Source organism: Zhongshania sp. R06B22, assembly GCF_040892595.1.
Classification (GTDB): domain Bacteria; phylum Pseudomonadota; class Gammaproteobacteria; order Pseudomonadales; family Spongiibacteraceae; genus Spongiibacter; species Spongiibacter arctica.
This window is the reverse complement of record NZ_JBFRYB010000001.1, coordinates 2,518,445-2,532,655: the sequence shown is the minus strand read 5'-3', so window position 1 is coordinate 2,532,655 and position 14,211 is coordinate 2,518,445. Positions and strand designations below refer to the sequence as shown.

The window sequence follows — 14,211 nt, the reverse complement described above, 5'->3', positions numbered from 1 at the left end:
TCCATGCATAATTTATGATCGTGAAATCAGGAAATAAAATTGAAAAGTGATATGAATATTGCGCCCATCGCAACAGCGCTTCCCAAGGGTAGGCCCCTCTGTAAGGAGGTTGCCGTCAGATTACTTGCCGGGTAGTGCGCTTTTGTTAAGGACATCTTCGAAATAAAGTGGGCCGATGACATTAATAACAGCAGACTAAGTATCCCAGTGGAAAATACCCAAAGTAGTTCTATCGGTGGCCATAAAGGAGATATCGCCAACATTAGTTTTACATCGCCGCCCCCTACAAGCCCTTTCATGAAGCCAGGCAGTGTGAGTGCTAATCCGATAATGGCGTTTATAGTAATAATCTTGAAGCTTATAACGGGTGATAGGGCGGCATAACATGCCGCCCACCCTGCAAGTACTATCAACCAGCTGTTAGGTATCCGTCTTTGCTTCCAGTCGATATAAGCTATAACTATTAATATAGACAGAGCGGGCAGGATCACTGCGGGCTCTCGCTATTATTCTAGCTGAGTAGCAATATCAGTGAAGGCTTTACCAATACCAGCGGTGGTGCTTGAACCACTACCAAGTAAGCTGACACCAAATACGATAATAACAACGAGCAGTGCAGCCATAACCGCGTATTCAATGGCGCTGGCGCCGCTCTCGTCACTCTTGAGTTTACGTAGTGTGCTAGTAATTTTATTTAACATGAGTCATTCTCCGTGGTTTAAATGAGTTACCTAACAGCGCAGGATTTTCCTCTCGCTCTTGATGCTTACTTTGCTGTTTACACAGATTTAATGAAATAAGTAATTGCCGAAATGGAATTAAGGGAAATAGCAGTTTTTAAGGGGTTTTTGGGGTATTTTGTCGTTCGGAGCACGTTTTGGCAGAAGTTTTTAAAAAGCATATTCGCTTAAAGGCGATGGATTTTCTTGCTAGGCGAGAATACTCGCGCCAGGAATTACGGTTAAAATTGTTTCAACGCTTCCCGGAAAGCGCCGATATTGATCAGGTGCTGGATGAATTGATGCTTGATGGCTTGCAATCAGATGCTCGTTTTGCTGATTCATTCTTCCGTTTGAGGGTCAATGCTGGATACGGCCCCCAGTATATAAAAGCTGAATTACACCAACGAGGTATAGAAGACACCCTTATTGCTGGAGTGTTTGCTGCGCAAGATATTGACTGGCGGGTAGCGGCTAAGCAGCTATTTGAAAAAAAGTACGCTGGCCAGGATATATCAGACGCCAAGGTGCGTGCTAAGTGCATGCGATATATGCAGTATAAAGGGTATTCTTTTGACCATATTCGCGGCTTGTTCTGAATGCTTGCTAGCCGGCTGCTTTTAAATGTCCCGTCCTCCCTTAATCTGAATCGCGCATAAAGCGCCTGTTATTCTTTATCGATTGGCTATGACGCTGAGGACAGAGCAGGCTTTAGGTTTTTAAGTGAGTGGCTTTTTACTGAACGGGAGTGATATAGGTCGCGATCAAACTTCAGAATGAAGAGAGATGGCTAATCAGCATTGCTGCTTTTGTAGGTATATTCTGGTCTGTGCATTGAGTTCTTTTTACGATTATCATGTCTCAGTAATAACGATGAGTTTACGGTTTTGGAGAAATAATGAAGAAATATAGTGTTGTGGTGTTATTGAGTGCTCTGCTTGGCGGCTTTGCAATGTCGCCGGCTTTTGCCGATCAAGCCGCTTTTGGTGGCGCACGCTTAGATGTATTAACTGAAAAATTGGATTTGTCTGAAAGACAGCAAACGCAGATCAAGGCATTGCTTGCCAATTATGCGCAAGAAGCCGTGACGATTCGTGCTGGGCTGGTGGCGGCGCAAGAGAGTATTCGCCGGGTAAATTTGGCAAGACTCGGTGACGCTGATGTTAAGCGCTTAAGTCGTGAAGCAGGGCGACTTTCAGCCGCCCATACGACGGCATTGCTGAATACTCAGCGAGGTTTTTACGCCGTGCTCGACAATAAGCAAAAGCAGGCCTATAACAAGATCCGCTCCGATGCCTTGCAAGCTGCAACAGCAAAGACCAAGTAATTAATTTGCGGCCATATGGCGCTCGGCGTGGCTAGCTGAGCGTTTCACACCCGCAATAGCGACGTTTAGCTAGCCCGTATGAAGGGACTAGCTGGTTACCCCAGGTAGACTGAGGCGAGCCTTACAAGCGTTGGATTGTCATACCCTCTTTCACTATCCACTCGGCGAGTGCGTCGGCTTTGCTTTCGCTACTGACAACCGCGATGCTTGCCTCCGCATTGTTCAAGTAAAGTTCGCAGACGCGTAGTAAATCTTCTTCCTTAACGGCGAGAACGCGCTGCCGGAACTGCCGGCGTTCGGCTAATGTGCGGCCGAAAACATTGCTGTGATAATCCTGTTTTGCCTCCCCAGCCGGGGACCCTGGTTTGTCGATGCTGCCGACTACCCCTAATACTGCTTCCTCCAGACCTTTAGCTGACACTGGAGTTTGGAGCATCCAGCTAATGGATTTATCGAAGTCGCTCAGTGTCTCTTGTAAGCGCGGATCTCTATAGGAATAAAAGCGGAATGCGGCAATATTAGAGTCTTGTGAGGCGCCACCACCATAGGCGCCACCTTGCTCGCGAATAGCGCGGTGTAAAAAGCCATTTCGCAAATATACGGCTAGCACCGTAAGCACCGGTGCATCGGGGTGGCCAGAAGGTACCGTGGGGTAAGCTTTGGCGCAGAAATTAACCTGGGAGCTAGCGACCCAGAATGATTTATTCGCGGTACGTAGTGCTGGTAGTTCAAAGCCTTTTGAGCCCGAAGCATTAAAATCCTGCCAAATCGGTGCGAGTTCAGCGCATAGACCTTCGAGGTGGTGATCCTCAGCAATAATGAGCAGTTCCTTGCTACTGGCAAGCATTTTCTGATGTATTACTGATAACTCCTCAGCCAGACTTGCCAGTGCTTTACTATCTTCAATACGCTTGGCAAGTTGCTTAAGGTGACGTATGCCGCTTAAGCCCCCTAAGTCTTCATTCACCTTGGCGATGGGGCTCATACCCGCACTCGCGGCGCTCATTGCAAGGCCGTGACCATTGCCAGTGATAGCCGATTCTCGACGTCCTTTAAGTTGGGCGATGAGTTCTTGAAGGCGCTCGTGCTCGTCAAAACGAAGTTGCTCAAAGGTATCTCGCATAAGCTGCGCTTGGTCCTCGGCATTTCGCAGCAGAGCTTTTGAAGACAGCACTAAATACGCTTGGATATCTTGCTCGTCATTGATACCGCCGCGCATCGTGGTATAGGCGCTAATACCGCCGCATACCTGAGACTGCCGAGCCTGTACTTGCAGGTAGCTCTGTTCGCCGACGCCCAGCTCGGTGGCCACCAAAGTATATATTGAAAGCAGTGACAGCTCATGCTCTGTGAGCTCAGGCAAACTGACCAGAAGCTGCTGATAAACCAAACCGTTGGTGCCACGGCCATATTGGGTATAAGGCAGATTCCCAAACTGGGCCGTGTCGAAATGCAATGCCGGGGTGTCTAGCGGTACATCGTCTAGGGTTACCTTGGGCAGAATAGATTCGTCTTCTTCCATTGTTTGCCGAGCCGCTAAGGCAGCGGCTTGGTCAATGATGTGCTGTCTTTGCTCAGTACTGAGCGCCTCTTTAAGTGCGCTGAGCCGACTAATTTCGGCTTTTTCCACCCGTGCTTGAATGTCTTCATCGGGGCTCATGACCAAGGTCACTCGATGAGGGTTATCGAGTAGATTTTGAGCGAGGCCTTTAATGTAGTCGGGGTTTGTAGTTTTAGCTCTAATGGCTTGTAAGGCAGGGTCTAGATTTAGTAGCTCGATGGGATTGCCACGATGAGTGGCGCTATCCAATGCCGTTAAAATAAGTTGTAAGCCATAGGGGTAGCCATCTCCGCCAATTTCACGCTGGCGTAATTCAAGCTGATGTAAAACGGCATCTACGTCTTCTTTTGGTATGCCATTCTTAATCACGTTCTTGAGTGTATCGAGGATGAGGTTTTCGACCTCGTCCCTGCTATCGACGTTGCTGCCTTCCACGCCACAGGCGAAGACCATTTCGCGCATCGAGTCTTCAATGCCACACATGGGTGAAGGCGCGCTGCCAAGCGCTGTGGTTTCCAAGGCATGCATCAGCGGGCTAGCGCTATTGTCGAGTAACACTCCGGCGAGCAGTTGGGCCTCTAGCTGGGTTTCAAGCTCGGTGCTTTTACCCATTAGCCAGGCGACCACAATATGGGTCTTGTTGTTAGTGTCTTCTGAGGGTGGCAGTGGATAGCTTTCTTGCACACGCAGCGGCGCGTGGTAGCGCTTCTCATCTTCAACGGCAATGCGGGTGTTCTGTTGCTCAAAACGATTTAAAGCCAGCTCTTCAAAGCGCGCCTGATGCTCTGCTGCAGGGATGTCACCGAAGGTCATGAAGATGGCATTGCTAGGATGGTAATGACTTTGATAGAAAGATTTTAATTGATCGTAGCTTAGATCCGGTATGGCTTCCGGATCACCGCCGCTATTGTAGTGGTAGGTAGTGCTTGGAAATAAATATTTGCACAGTGTTTGCCAAAGTTGACTGGGCACTGAACTCATCGCGCCTTTCATCTCATTGAAAACAACGCCTTTAAACTCGAGGTCGGAGTTGGGGTCTTTGGGGTCTTTAAATTCTAGTCGGTGTCCTTCTTGGGCAAAGTCCAAGGGATCTAGGCGAGAGAAAAATACCGCGTCCATATAAACTTGGAGAAGGTTTTCAAAATCTTTGCGATTGCTGCTGGCAAAGGGGTAGGCTGTCCAGTCCGAGCTGGTAAAGGCGTTCATAAAACTGTTTAAAGAGCGCCGGATCATCATGAAGAATGGGTCGCGAACCGGGTATTTTTCACTGCCGCATAACGCGGTGTGTTCTAGAATATGGGCAACGCCGGTAGAGTCTTTGGGTACCGTGCGCAGTGCGACCAGAAACACATTTTCTGGGTTGTCGCTAACAATATGATAGTGGCTGGCGCCGGTTTTGCGGTGACGGTATTCTGCAATGCTGACCCCAAGTGCGGGTACGTTTTCGTTGCTGAGTAATTCAAAACTGCTAAATGCGGCCGGGTTGACGGGGGTTTGCGCGGCTATGTCGACTTGAGTCATGCGTAATCCATATGTTTGGCGGAGAAGTAACTACGTTTGTATTCTAGGGCCTGTGAGCAGCAATTGCATTACTACTAGGCCCTTAAGCGAGAGATATAACTGTGTTTACGGGCGTGATTGTATTGGCAGCGCTGGCAAGGTGAAGGTGATGCGGAAGATACTTGGCCACAACTTACCGGTCACTAGCCAGCTGTCGTTCTCGGCATCATAGGCTACCCCATTTAACACCGCTTCCGACGCTAGCGGGGTGCTGGTGTTTACAGCGGCTGTCAATGCACTTAGGTCTAGCTTATTGAGTACCTTGCCGCTGCGCCCATCAATAATGAACAGGTAGTTACTATGCCACTGATTCGCGATTACATAGTCACCTAGGCATTCCAGCTCGTTTAGCTTATCTACCGCTTTACCCTTTTCAGTCACAGTGACGGTGTTGATTAGCGTCATGGTGTCAGTCGACAGCCACTGCAATTGGCTAGTACCGTTGCTCATCACAAAGTGGTCCGGTCGTCCTGCGGCGGTGCTGGCACATAGGCCCCAGCCTTCGCCCTCATAGGGAAATATCCCCAATAATTTAAAGTGCTGGGGATCGATAATTAAGCCGCGACCACCTTTCCACGTCAGCACATATAGCTTGCCGCGGTATTGACTTAGTCCTTCTGCGAACACGTCAGGCGGCAGCGCAGTGCCTTTAATACTGTCGGTGGGTGAGGGCGGAAAATTGCGAGCAACCACTTTAGAATAACCATATAGGCCGCTGCTCTCATAAAGTTTGCCTTGGTATAACTCCAAACCTTGGGTAAAAAGAGCGGGTTGGTGAGGGTAAGTGTCAAGCAATTGGTAGGGCAGCTCGGCAAAACTGCTGCTGGGCACCATTGACGCCAGTAGGATAAAAACGGCAGTCAGTTGAGCTGTGCGGCGGTAAATCGATTTACGAGCTGTGCTTAGATGCTTCACATCGCATTCCAGTCAATAGTGTATTAGTCGCCGTCGGCAGTGCATTAGTCTGCCATAAATACGGCCTTAGCGTACCGCCAGATCAATGCTACTCAATAGCTTGCTTGCGAATCAGCTTTCGGATTAGAAAGCGCGCAGGCGATAGGCTTTCACACAGTTGGCGGGGCAGGGGCCGAATTTCTCCGCACAGATAGCTCGCAATCAATTCCGCACTCAGCGGCGTTGATGTTAGGCCCCGGGATCCGTGGCCGACGTTAATATATAAGTTCGGGTAGTTGCTGGCGGGTGTGTCAATGCTTGTTCGAGCGTCTTTGCCAAGCGCGGCATAGTGTTTAGCAAAGTCTGCAACAATAGGCGCAGCGCCAACTATGGGTAAATAGTCGGCACTGCTGCAGCGCAGCGAGGCGCGGCCGCCGCTTATCCTCACATCCTCTTTGATCAAGCCGGGGGACAGGGAATCTAACTGCGCAAGATTCCAGTCGTGGTCACGTTGATGCAAATCGGTGTCGGAGTCGCGCAAGTTAAAGCTAGCGCCTATGCACAGTGCGCCATCTATTGACGGAGCGATATAGCCCTCGTGACAAACGACGCATTGTGGGCTGTGAGTTAAGCTGGCGTCGTCGATATAGCTAATCTGTCCACGAATAGGCTTTATCGGCAGATGTTGGGTTTGGGGGAATTGCAGGGCATCGTTGCTGTTAGTAATAATAAGCGCGTCGCCGCCAGCAATGATGTTGCCAGACCGATCATGTACTTGCCAATGCTCGCCTTGGTTTGGCTTATTGACCAGTGATATGGCCTCACAATGTGTTATGACCCTGATATTGCTGTGCTTTAAATCCGCCGAACATACACTAGGTGGTGATAGCCAACCGGCACTAGGATAAAAATATCCGCAGCCAGTTAGTGGTATGCCGCTGGCTTTGCTTAATTCATTGCCGCTTAAAAACTGCAGCCAGTCCTGATTGTTTAAAAACTGTTTAAGTTGAGAGAATTGCGCGATTTCTTTTTCTGACTTCGCGACTTGCAGTACGCCACAGAGATCACCGTCAATGGCGCCGCTGTCCAGTCGCGCTTGGTAGTACGGCAGTGCGAATAAAAAGCTACTCAAGGTAAATTGGTTTAAATCACCGGGGGCAGGTGAGAGTTTAGTGTAGAGAATACCTTGGGGATTGCCCGATGCGCCGCTGGCGGGGGCGGTGCGTTCGATAACTGTTACCGTGACACCTCGCTCCGCCAAGGCCCTGGCCGTGCTGCAACCCGCCAGCCCAGCGCCAATGACGACGGCGCTAGCGATCTGAGATTGCGCCGCAGGACGATGCCAGGGTACGGCAACTTTCGGCGGCGACGGTGCATCTTCCGTGGTCTGACTGGTGAGTGTGCCCCGAAGCATTTCTCGCTTGCGGCCATACCCGGTGACCTTGTCAACATGGAATCCCTGCGCGCGCAGCCCGCGCTTTACAAATCCCGCAGAGGTAAACGTGGCAAAGGTGGTCCCAGCTTTGCTCAGTACGCCCATGCAACTAAACAAGGTGTCATGCCACATATCGGGGTTAGTGGCGGGGGAAAAACCGTCTAAAAACCATGCGTCGGCGCAGGGTAGGCGGTCTTCCGGCGAGCTTTCCGAGCGGGTGCTTGATGGGCTTGGCGAGTCTAGGAGTGCAGGTAGGCATTCAAGGGCGTCACCGAACAACAAATCTAGACAAATTTGTGCACTATTCAACAATCTCCGATGTTGACCGGGTAACAGCGGCGGATAGTTGTGCTGTAGTATAGAAGACAAATCGCGGAGCTCCGGCCATGACTCGTGAGCTCGTTTTAAATCCTGTGGATTTAAGGGGTGTTTTTCGACAGAGATGTAGTGGAGCTGCCAGTTGGATGGCGCTGTAGTTTGCCAGAGTTGCCAGGCGAGTAAAAAGTTTAATCCGGTGCCGAAGCCGGTTTCGATGATAGTGAACCGTCCGGGTGTTTCCGTGCCCAAGGCTTGCCAGCGCTCTGCCAGTTTATTGTGAGATAAGAACACATGGCGGCTTTCACTAATGCCGCTTTCCTGACTGAAATAGATATCGCCGTACTTGCCGGCTCTGGGGACGCCATCTGCGCCCCAGTCGATTGTGGCGGCTTCAATAAAATAGGGATTTGGGTGCTGCGAGCTTTTGGCCATTATATATGTGATTTCAGCGTTGCCGGGCGAGGTATTGTAGCAGTGAATATCGCGAAAACCTTCGCAAACAAATCTGGCGCGCCGCTTTCTTTGCGTGCCAAGCGACTGGCGATCTTGGTGTTGACGTTGTGCTGCGCCGTTGCTGTGCAAGCACAGGCAGTAGATGCTGCCAAAAATAAAGTGACCCTTGCACTGGCGACCGAGCCGCCCACATTAAATAGCGCGGTGGCGACCGATGCGATCGCCAGCTTTGTGTTAGCGCACTTAATGGAAGGCTTATTGGTCTATGGTCCCGACGGAGAATTGGCTGCCGGGGTCGCTGAACGCTGGCAACTTGACGCTGATGGAGCCAGTTTCTGGCTGCGTAAATCCGCGCGTTGGAGCGATGGCAAGCCGGTTACCGCCCATGACTTCGTATTTGCTTGGCGACATGCACTTAAACCCAGTACGGCGTCGCAATATGCGTTTATTTTCTATCCCCTTAAAAACGCCGAGGCGGTAAATAACGGTGAATTGCCGGCCACAGAGCTCGGCGTTACGGCGGTCTCAGATTACGAGCTACGGGTAGAGTTTGCTCAGCCCTGTCCGTATTTCCTTAGTCTTGCCGCTTTTATGACCTTTTTGCCGATGCGAGAAGACGTGGTTGATCTCTGGGGTGGGCGCTATGCTGCGGATGCCGATAAACTAGTCTTCAACGGGGCATTTGTCTTAGACAAATGGGTCCATGGCGCCCACCTGCGCTTTCGCAAAAACAGCCAATATTGGCAGGCGGACTCGGTACAAATCAGTGAAATAGATATGCCCTATATCACCTCGGATCCAAGTGCCCAATTTAATTTATTTAGAGACCAGCAAATTGCTATTGCACCCTTGGATACCGGTTTACTAGACGAGGCGGTAGAGCGCGGCTTCGATATTGAATATTTTCATACGGGCTCGCTGTTTTTTCTAGAATTTAATTTCCGCGATGGGCGTATTAGCGCTAACCGTTCATTCCGAAAAGCAGTACAGCGCTTAATTGATCCCGATTTATTGGTAAATAAAATTATTGGCTTGCCGGGAATTAAACCCGCGTACTCACTTTTCCCGGTTACGGTCAAAGGGATAAAAGGCGCATTTCGGCAAGAGTATCCGGTGATGCGAGTGGACCCCGATATCGGCGCTGCACGTAAATATCTCGCACAAGCAAAAGCGGAGTTAGGCTTCGATGAGTGGCCAGCTTTGGTGCTTTTGGCGGGTGATAGTCCTAGGGCCTTGCAAGAGGCGGAGTATTATCAATACCTTTTTAAGAAGGGTTTGGGAATTGAGTTGCGAATTGACCAGCAGGTTTTTAAACAGCGACTTGAAAAAATGCGCCGTGGGGATTTTGATATTGTCGCCGCGGCGTGGGGGCCTGACTACGACGACATTATGACCTTCGCCGATTTGTTTGCCTCATGGAATGATAATAACCGCGGACTTTACGCCAATCCCTTGTATGACCGCTGGATTCGCCTAGCCCAAACGAGCAATGATGTTCGAACTCGATTCAATGCCATGGCGCAGATTCAGCGCATTGTGGTTGAAGACGTGCCGATACTACCGACCTATGAAAATGGCGCACTTTATGTGCAAAACCCGAGGTTGAAGGGCGTGCGGCGTTCAATTTTTGGTGGTGACCCAATATTTCGCTACGCATGGATTGAGCCCTAGCTATGTTGGAATTTATTGCCAGAAGACTGTTGTCGGGACTGATTACTATTTGGTTTATTGCCACGGCGACGTTCTTTGCCATGCACGCTGTACCCGGTGATCCACTTACCCAGGAAAAAGCTATGTCGCCGGCGGTGCGCGCCCAATTAGAGGCGCGCTATGGTTTGGATAAACCGCTGTTTGATCAATACCGCTTGTTTATGAGTAATATGTTGCAAGGTGATTTCGGTATTTCCTTCACCCAAGAAAACCGCCGCGTGAATGATATTATTCGCGAGCATTTTCCTATCTCAGCTACTTTGGGAATTGCTGCGGTACTCATCGCTTTAGTGGGCGGTGTTGCCGCGGGGTCGGTGGCTGCCTATTGCCGCAATCGTTGGCCGGATCGATTGGTGATGATCGCGGTTATTGCGGCTATTTCGGTGCCCGGTTTTGTTATAGCCGGTTTAGCGCAGTTAGTGATTGTGGCAATGAATAATGCCGCAGGTAAAACCCTTTTACCGGTTGCCGGTTGGGGCAGTGTGAGCCAAATTTGGGTGCCGGCACTGGTCTTGGGTTTGGGTACGATGGCGTATCTTAGCCGCATTATGCGCGCGTCTATGCTTGAAGTGCTGAGCGCAGATTACAATATTGCCGCTAAAGCCAAAGGGGTTCATGGGTGGCGTTTGTTCTGGCACCATCAGCTCAGAAATGCGGTATTGCCAGTGGTGACAGAATTGGGGCCCACCATTGCGGCCATTACCACCGGCGGCTTTGTGGTTGAGTTGATTTTTGCTATTCCGGGCTTGGGGCGATATTTCGTGCAGGCAGTGCAGCAGCTTGATTACACCGTGATTATGGGAACCACGGTATTCTACGGCGCTTTTTTGGTTTTTGTGGTGGTGCTGGTTGATATTAGCTACGGCTTAATTGATCCACGTATTCGCCTGCACCGAGGTAAAACATGAGGCGCTGCGCATAATGGCTATTTCAGTCTTCCGATTTGCGCCCAAAACTTGGGGCAGCGCTGACGAGGTCGATACCGTCGCGCCCATGCCTCTGCCGAGTATGGCGAGTCCCACGGTTATGCTGTCCACACTGATGGTAGTGTTTCTGCTGTTGTTCGTGACTATTGGCCCGTCGCTTTGGCAGCAGAGCCCGTCGCAGCAATGGTTGTCACAGATATCGCAAGGTAGTAGCCGGGCGCATTCGGTTCGCATTATTTCTGACAACGGCGCATGGCGGCCGGCGGCGGGCACTCAAGCGCCCGCTGGCCTGCAAATCCATGCTGCGAATACTGAGTATGTGCGCCTGCAATGGCCGAGCTTGGAAGGAGTGGCGCGCTATCGGATATACCGTGGCGATGCTAATAAGCCCGGCCTTGGTTTGGCGATAGCCGAGACCACGAGTAGTTACTACCAAGATCGTCTTCAGCTGGGCCGTGAATTGTATCGATACACCGTTGCCGATGCCGAGACAGGGTTATTGCTCTTGTCCCGAGATGTCAGGCCCGAGGCCGCGATGTCTAAGTTCGAGGCGCAGTTACAGGGTTTGATTCCGCTGGCAAATAGTAGCGCGCAATGGGTAGATATACCGGCGCATCCCCTGGGTACAGATGCCTTAGGACGGGATATATTGGCGCGCTTAATGGCGGGGGGGAGAACATCTTTATTTGTCGGTGTCGTTGCGCCTTTACTGTATATCAGCTTCGGCTGTATTTTTGGCGCCATTGCCGGTCTGATGGGCGGCTGGGTCGACCAAGTCGCAATGCGCTTTGTTGATTTTGTGGTGGCCTTGCCGTTTTTGTTATTTATGATTTTATTCCGGGTTGCCTTTGGCGTTGGCCCCGGTGAGAACGGCATTATGCCACTTATTGTTGCGATGCTTATGTTGAGCTGGCCGGGCAGTGCCAGACTGATTCGCGGGCAAGTTTTGGCCTTGCGCAGCCAACCCTTTGTCGAAGCGTCGCGTATTGCTGGCGTGGGCACCCACAGAATTATTCTTCGCCATATGTTGCCCAATGTATTGCCAATGATTTTGGTGGCCTTTAGTTTTGCGATTCCCCAAGCGATCTTTACCGAGGCATTTTTATCATTTATTGGTATGGGGGTGTCGCCACCGACTACCTCGTGGGGCGCCTTGTGCAATGACGGTATCAAAACCTTGCTGTCACATCCTCGTCAATTATTATTTCCCGCTCTGTTGATTAGCCTGTCTGTGCTCGCCTTTAATATATTGGGCGATGCCTTGCGTGACGCCACCGATAGACGATCGGGGGTGGTGCGCGCATGAGTCTTTTAGAGCTGGAATCATTGCAGGTTAGTATCGGCCCAGTACAAGCCGTGAGAGATGTGTCGCTTAGCCTGCAGGCGGGCGAGTGCCGCGCATTGGTTGGTGAGTCTGGCTGTGGTAAGTCCGTAACGGCAATGAGCTTATTAGGCCTCATGCCTGATGCTGCTCATATTAGTGCGAAAAACTGGCATTTTGCTGGCCGCGATATGACTCAACTAACGGCCCGCGAATGGCGCCAGCTGCGCGGCAATCAAATCGCGATGATTTTTCAAAATGCGATGACAGCATTAGACCCCACCCAGACCATAGGCGCGCAAATTGCCGAGCCCTTGCGGATTCACAAGGGCCTGTCGCGGCGCGAGGCCAAAATGCGCGCTATCGGCTTATTGGAGCGCTTAGCCATTGCCAATCCGGCGCAGCGGGCGGAGCAGTATCCCTTTCAATTTTCTGGCGGTATGTTGCAGCGCGCCATGATTGCAATGGCGGTTGTGTGTGAACCTAAGTTACTTATTGCCGATGAGCCAACAACAGCTCTAGATGTCACGGTGCAGGCCGAAGTGCTGTGTTTATTACAAGAAATGCGGGAGATCAATGGCACCGCTATGTTATTTATTACCCACGATCTTGGCGTGGTGGCAGAGATTGCCGACTCGGTGTCGGTGATGTATGCCGGCCAAACCGTTGAATCGGGTTCCTTGCATGATGTCTTTAGAGCCGAAGCTCATCCCTATACTCAGGCTCTGAAACGCGCGGTGCCAAGCTTAGAAAACCCCAAGCCCCTAGAAGCCATTGCAGGTACGCCTCCAGATTTACGTCATCCACCAAGCGGCTGCGGTTTTGCGGCGCGGTGTTCGCGGCGCATGGCTATTTGCGAAGAGGCGCCGCCGCTAATGCAATGCGGTGAAGACCATTTGGCGCGCTGTTGGTTGTGGCATCAAGATCATCCTGCGCGCTGGCGAGACCTCGAGGCTGCGTCGACGCCTGCAGTGATTAGGGGGCGTAAATAATGATGGCCCCCTTTGTTGATATCCGCGAGCTGCGTTGCCATTTTAAAAGTGGCGATAATTTATTGGCGGCGGTGGACGGCTTAAATCTGCAGATTCGCGCCGGAGAAGTTCTTGGCCTCGTTGGGGAAAGCGGCTCAGGTAAATCGACTTTAGGCCGCATTATTGCGGGTCTGCAGTCTAGCAGTGGCGGCGACATTGTTATTGATGGCGAGATAATGCCCAATAAATATAGCCGTCGGCAATTTCGAGCGATGTCGACCCGTGTGCAAATGGTTTTTCAGGATAGTTATGCGAGTTTAAATCCGCGAATGACTATACTGGCTAGCTTGCAGGAGCCCTTATGGAGTCTTGGTATACGGGGTAAGGCTGCCCGTGATAAGGCGGCGTATTGGCTAGACCGAGTCAGCTTGCCGCAATCCGCAGGGGAGCGCTATCCCCATGAGTTATCAGGTGGTCAGCGCCAGCGTATTGGTATTGCTAGAGCCTTCATTAGCGAGCCAAAGTTGGTTATTTGCGATGAGCCGGTATCAGCTTTAGACGTATCCGTGCAGGCCCAGATCATCAATTTATTGCAGGATTTACAGCGCGAGCACAACACGGCAATGCTGTTTATCGCCCATGACCTTGCTGTAGTAAGATTTTTGGCGAGCCGCACCGCAGTGATGTATTTGGGTGAAATTGTAGAGATTGGGCCAACGGCTGCGGTGTATGAATCGCCGCGACACCCCTATACCGAGCGCTTATTGGCCGCACATTTGGATGGTAATCCAAGTGGCCGAGTACTGCGCACAACGCCGTTGAAGGCCGGCGCCAATAGAGCGCCTTTGGCGACTGATCGCGGCTGCCGATTTGCACGGCGCTGTCAATCAGCTGTAGCGAGCTGCGGGCACAGTCCGCCTTGGCTGCAGCTCAGTGCAGTGAATACCGAAGTGGCATGTCACCGATTACTTGATATAGAAGCTCTGAAATCTAAGTCCTGAAGTCTAAGTTTCGAG

At 51.1% G+C, this 14,211-nt stretch carries 12 protein-coding genes; 7 read left to right on the top strand and 5 right to left on the bottom strand.

All coding sequences use genetic code 11. The annotated features are described in order from the left end of the window. Window positions 1–26: 26 nt before the first annotated feature. Together AB4875_RS11555 and AB4875_RS11550 are read right to left on the bottom strand one after the other, a co-directional pair. Window positions 27–491 (bottom strand): prepilin peptidase, encoded by a 465-nt coding sequence (locus AB4875_RS11555; protein ID WP_368376207.1) that lies wholly within the window; start codon window positions 489–491, stop codon window positions 27–29. A gap of 15 nt (window positions 492–506) precedes the next feature. Beyond that, window positions 507–701, bottom strand: a complete 195-nt coding sequence (locus AB4875_RS11550; RefSeq protein ID WP_368376206.1) for a Flp family type IVb pilin — start codon at window positions 699–701, stop codon at window positions 507–509. Window positions 702–877: 176 nt separating this feature from the next. On the opposite strand from AB4875_RS11550, the gene AB4875_RS11545 reads away from it, so the two are divergent. Continuing rightward, window positions 878–1,318, top strand: a complete 441-nt coding sequence (locus AB4875_RS11545) for a regulatory protein RecX (protein WP_368376205.1) — start codon at window positions 878–880, stop codon at window positions 1,316–1,318. A 299-nt stretch (window positions 1,319–1,617) separates the two neighbouring features. Next, window positions 1,618–2,046, top strand: coding sequence for a Spy/CpxP family protein refolding chaperone (locus tag AB4875_RS11540; RefSeq protein ID WP_368376204.1), 429 nt, complete (start codon window positions 1,618–1,620; stop codon window positions 2,044–2,046). Between the two features lie 121 nt (window positions 2,047–2,167). Here the strand turns inward: AB4875_RS11540 and AB4875_RS11535 are convergent, their stop codons facing one another. The 3 genes from AB4875_RS11535 to mnmC all read right to left on the bottom strand — a co-directional run bounded on the left by AB4875_RS11535 (window position 2,168) and on the right by mnmC (window position 8,246). Continuing rightward, the gene (locus tag AB4875_RS11535) at window positions 2,168–5,128 is read right to left on the bottom strand and encodes an insulinase family protein (RefSeq protein WP_368376203.1); all 2,961 of its coding nucleotides are present in this window, start codon (window positions 5,126–5,128) and stop codon (window positions 2,168–2,170) included. A gap of 105 nt (window positions 5,129–5,233) precedes the next feature. After that, window positions 5,234–6,082: a glutaminyl-peptide cyclotransferase gene (locus AB4875_RS11530; protein WP_368376202.1), complete on the bottom strand. Its 849-nt coding sequence runs from the start codon at window positions 6,080–6,082 to the stop codon at window positions 5,234–5,236. A gap of 88 nt (window positions 6,083–6,170) precedes the next feature. Further along, entirely contained in the window at window positions 6,171–8,246 is a 2,076-nt protein-coding gene (gene mnmC / locus AB4875_RS11525) for a bifunctional tRNA (5-methylaminomethyl-2-thiouridine)(34)-methyltransferase MnmC2/FAD-dependent 5-carboxymethylaminomethyl-2-thiouridine(34) oxidoreductase MnmC1 (protein WP_368376201.1), read from the bottom strand. Window positions 8,247–8,288: 42 nt separating this feature from the next. Between mnmC and AB4875_RS11520 the strand changes: the two genes are divergently transcribed. Genes AB4875_RS11520 through AB4875_RS11500 form a run of 5 tightly spaced genes read left to right on the top strand, consistent with a single transcriptional unit; the run spans window position 8,289 to window position 14,196 of the window. Further along, window positions 8,289–9,938: a peptide ABC transporter substrate-binding protein gene (locus AB4875_RS11520; RefSeq protein WP_368376200.1), complete on the top strand. Its 1,650-nt coding sequence runs from the start codon at window positions 8,289–8,291 to the stop codon at window positions 9,936–9,938. A gap of 2 nt (window positions 9,939–9,940) precedes the next feature. Next, complete coding sequence (locus AB4875_RS11515) at window positions 9,941–10,885, top strand: ABC transporter permease (RefSeq protein WP_368376199.1); 945 nt, start codon at window positions 9,941–9,943, stop codon at window positions 10,883–10,885. 13 nt (window positions 10,886–10,898) lie between these two features. Continuing rightward, window positions 10,899–12,209, top strand: coding sequence for an ABC transporter permease (locus AB4875_RS11510; protein WP_368376198.1), 1,311 nt, complete (start codon window positions 10,899–10,901; stop codon window positions 12,207–12,209). Next, window positions 12,206–13,216, top strand: a complete 1,011-nt coding sequence (locus AB4875_RS11505; protein WP_368376197.1) for an ABC transporter ATP-binding protein — start codon at window positions 12,206–12,208, stop codon at window positions 13,214–13,216. Before AB4875_RS11510 ends, AB4875_RS11505 begins: the two co-directional genes overlap by 4 nt. Next, window positions 13,216–14,196 (top strand): oligopeptide/dipeptide ABC transporter ATP-binding protein, encoded by a 981-nt coding sequence (locus tag AB4875_RS11500; RefSeq protein WP_368376196.1) that lies wholly within the window; start codon window positions 13,216–13,218, stop codon window positions 14,194–14,196. Before AB4875_RS11505 ends, AB4875_RS11500 begins: the two co-directional genes overlap by 1 nt. The last annotated feature ends 15 nt before the right edge of the window (window positions 14,197–14,211 follow it).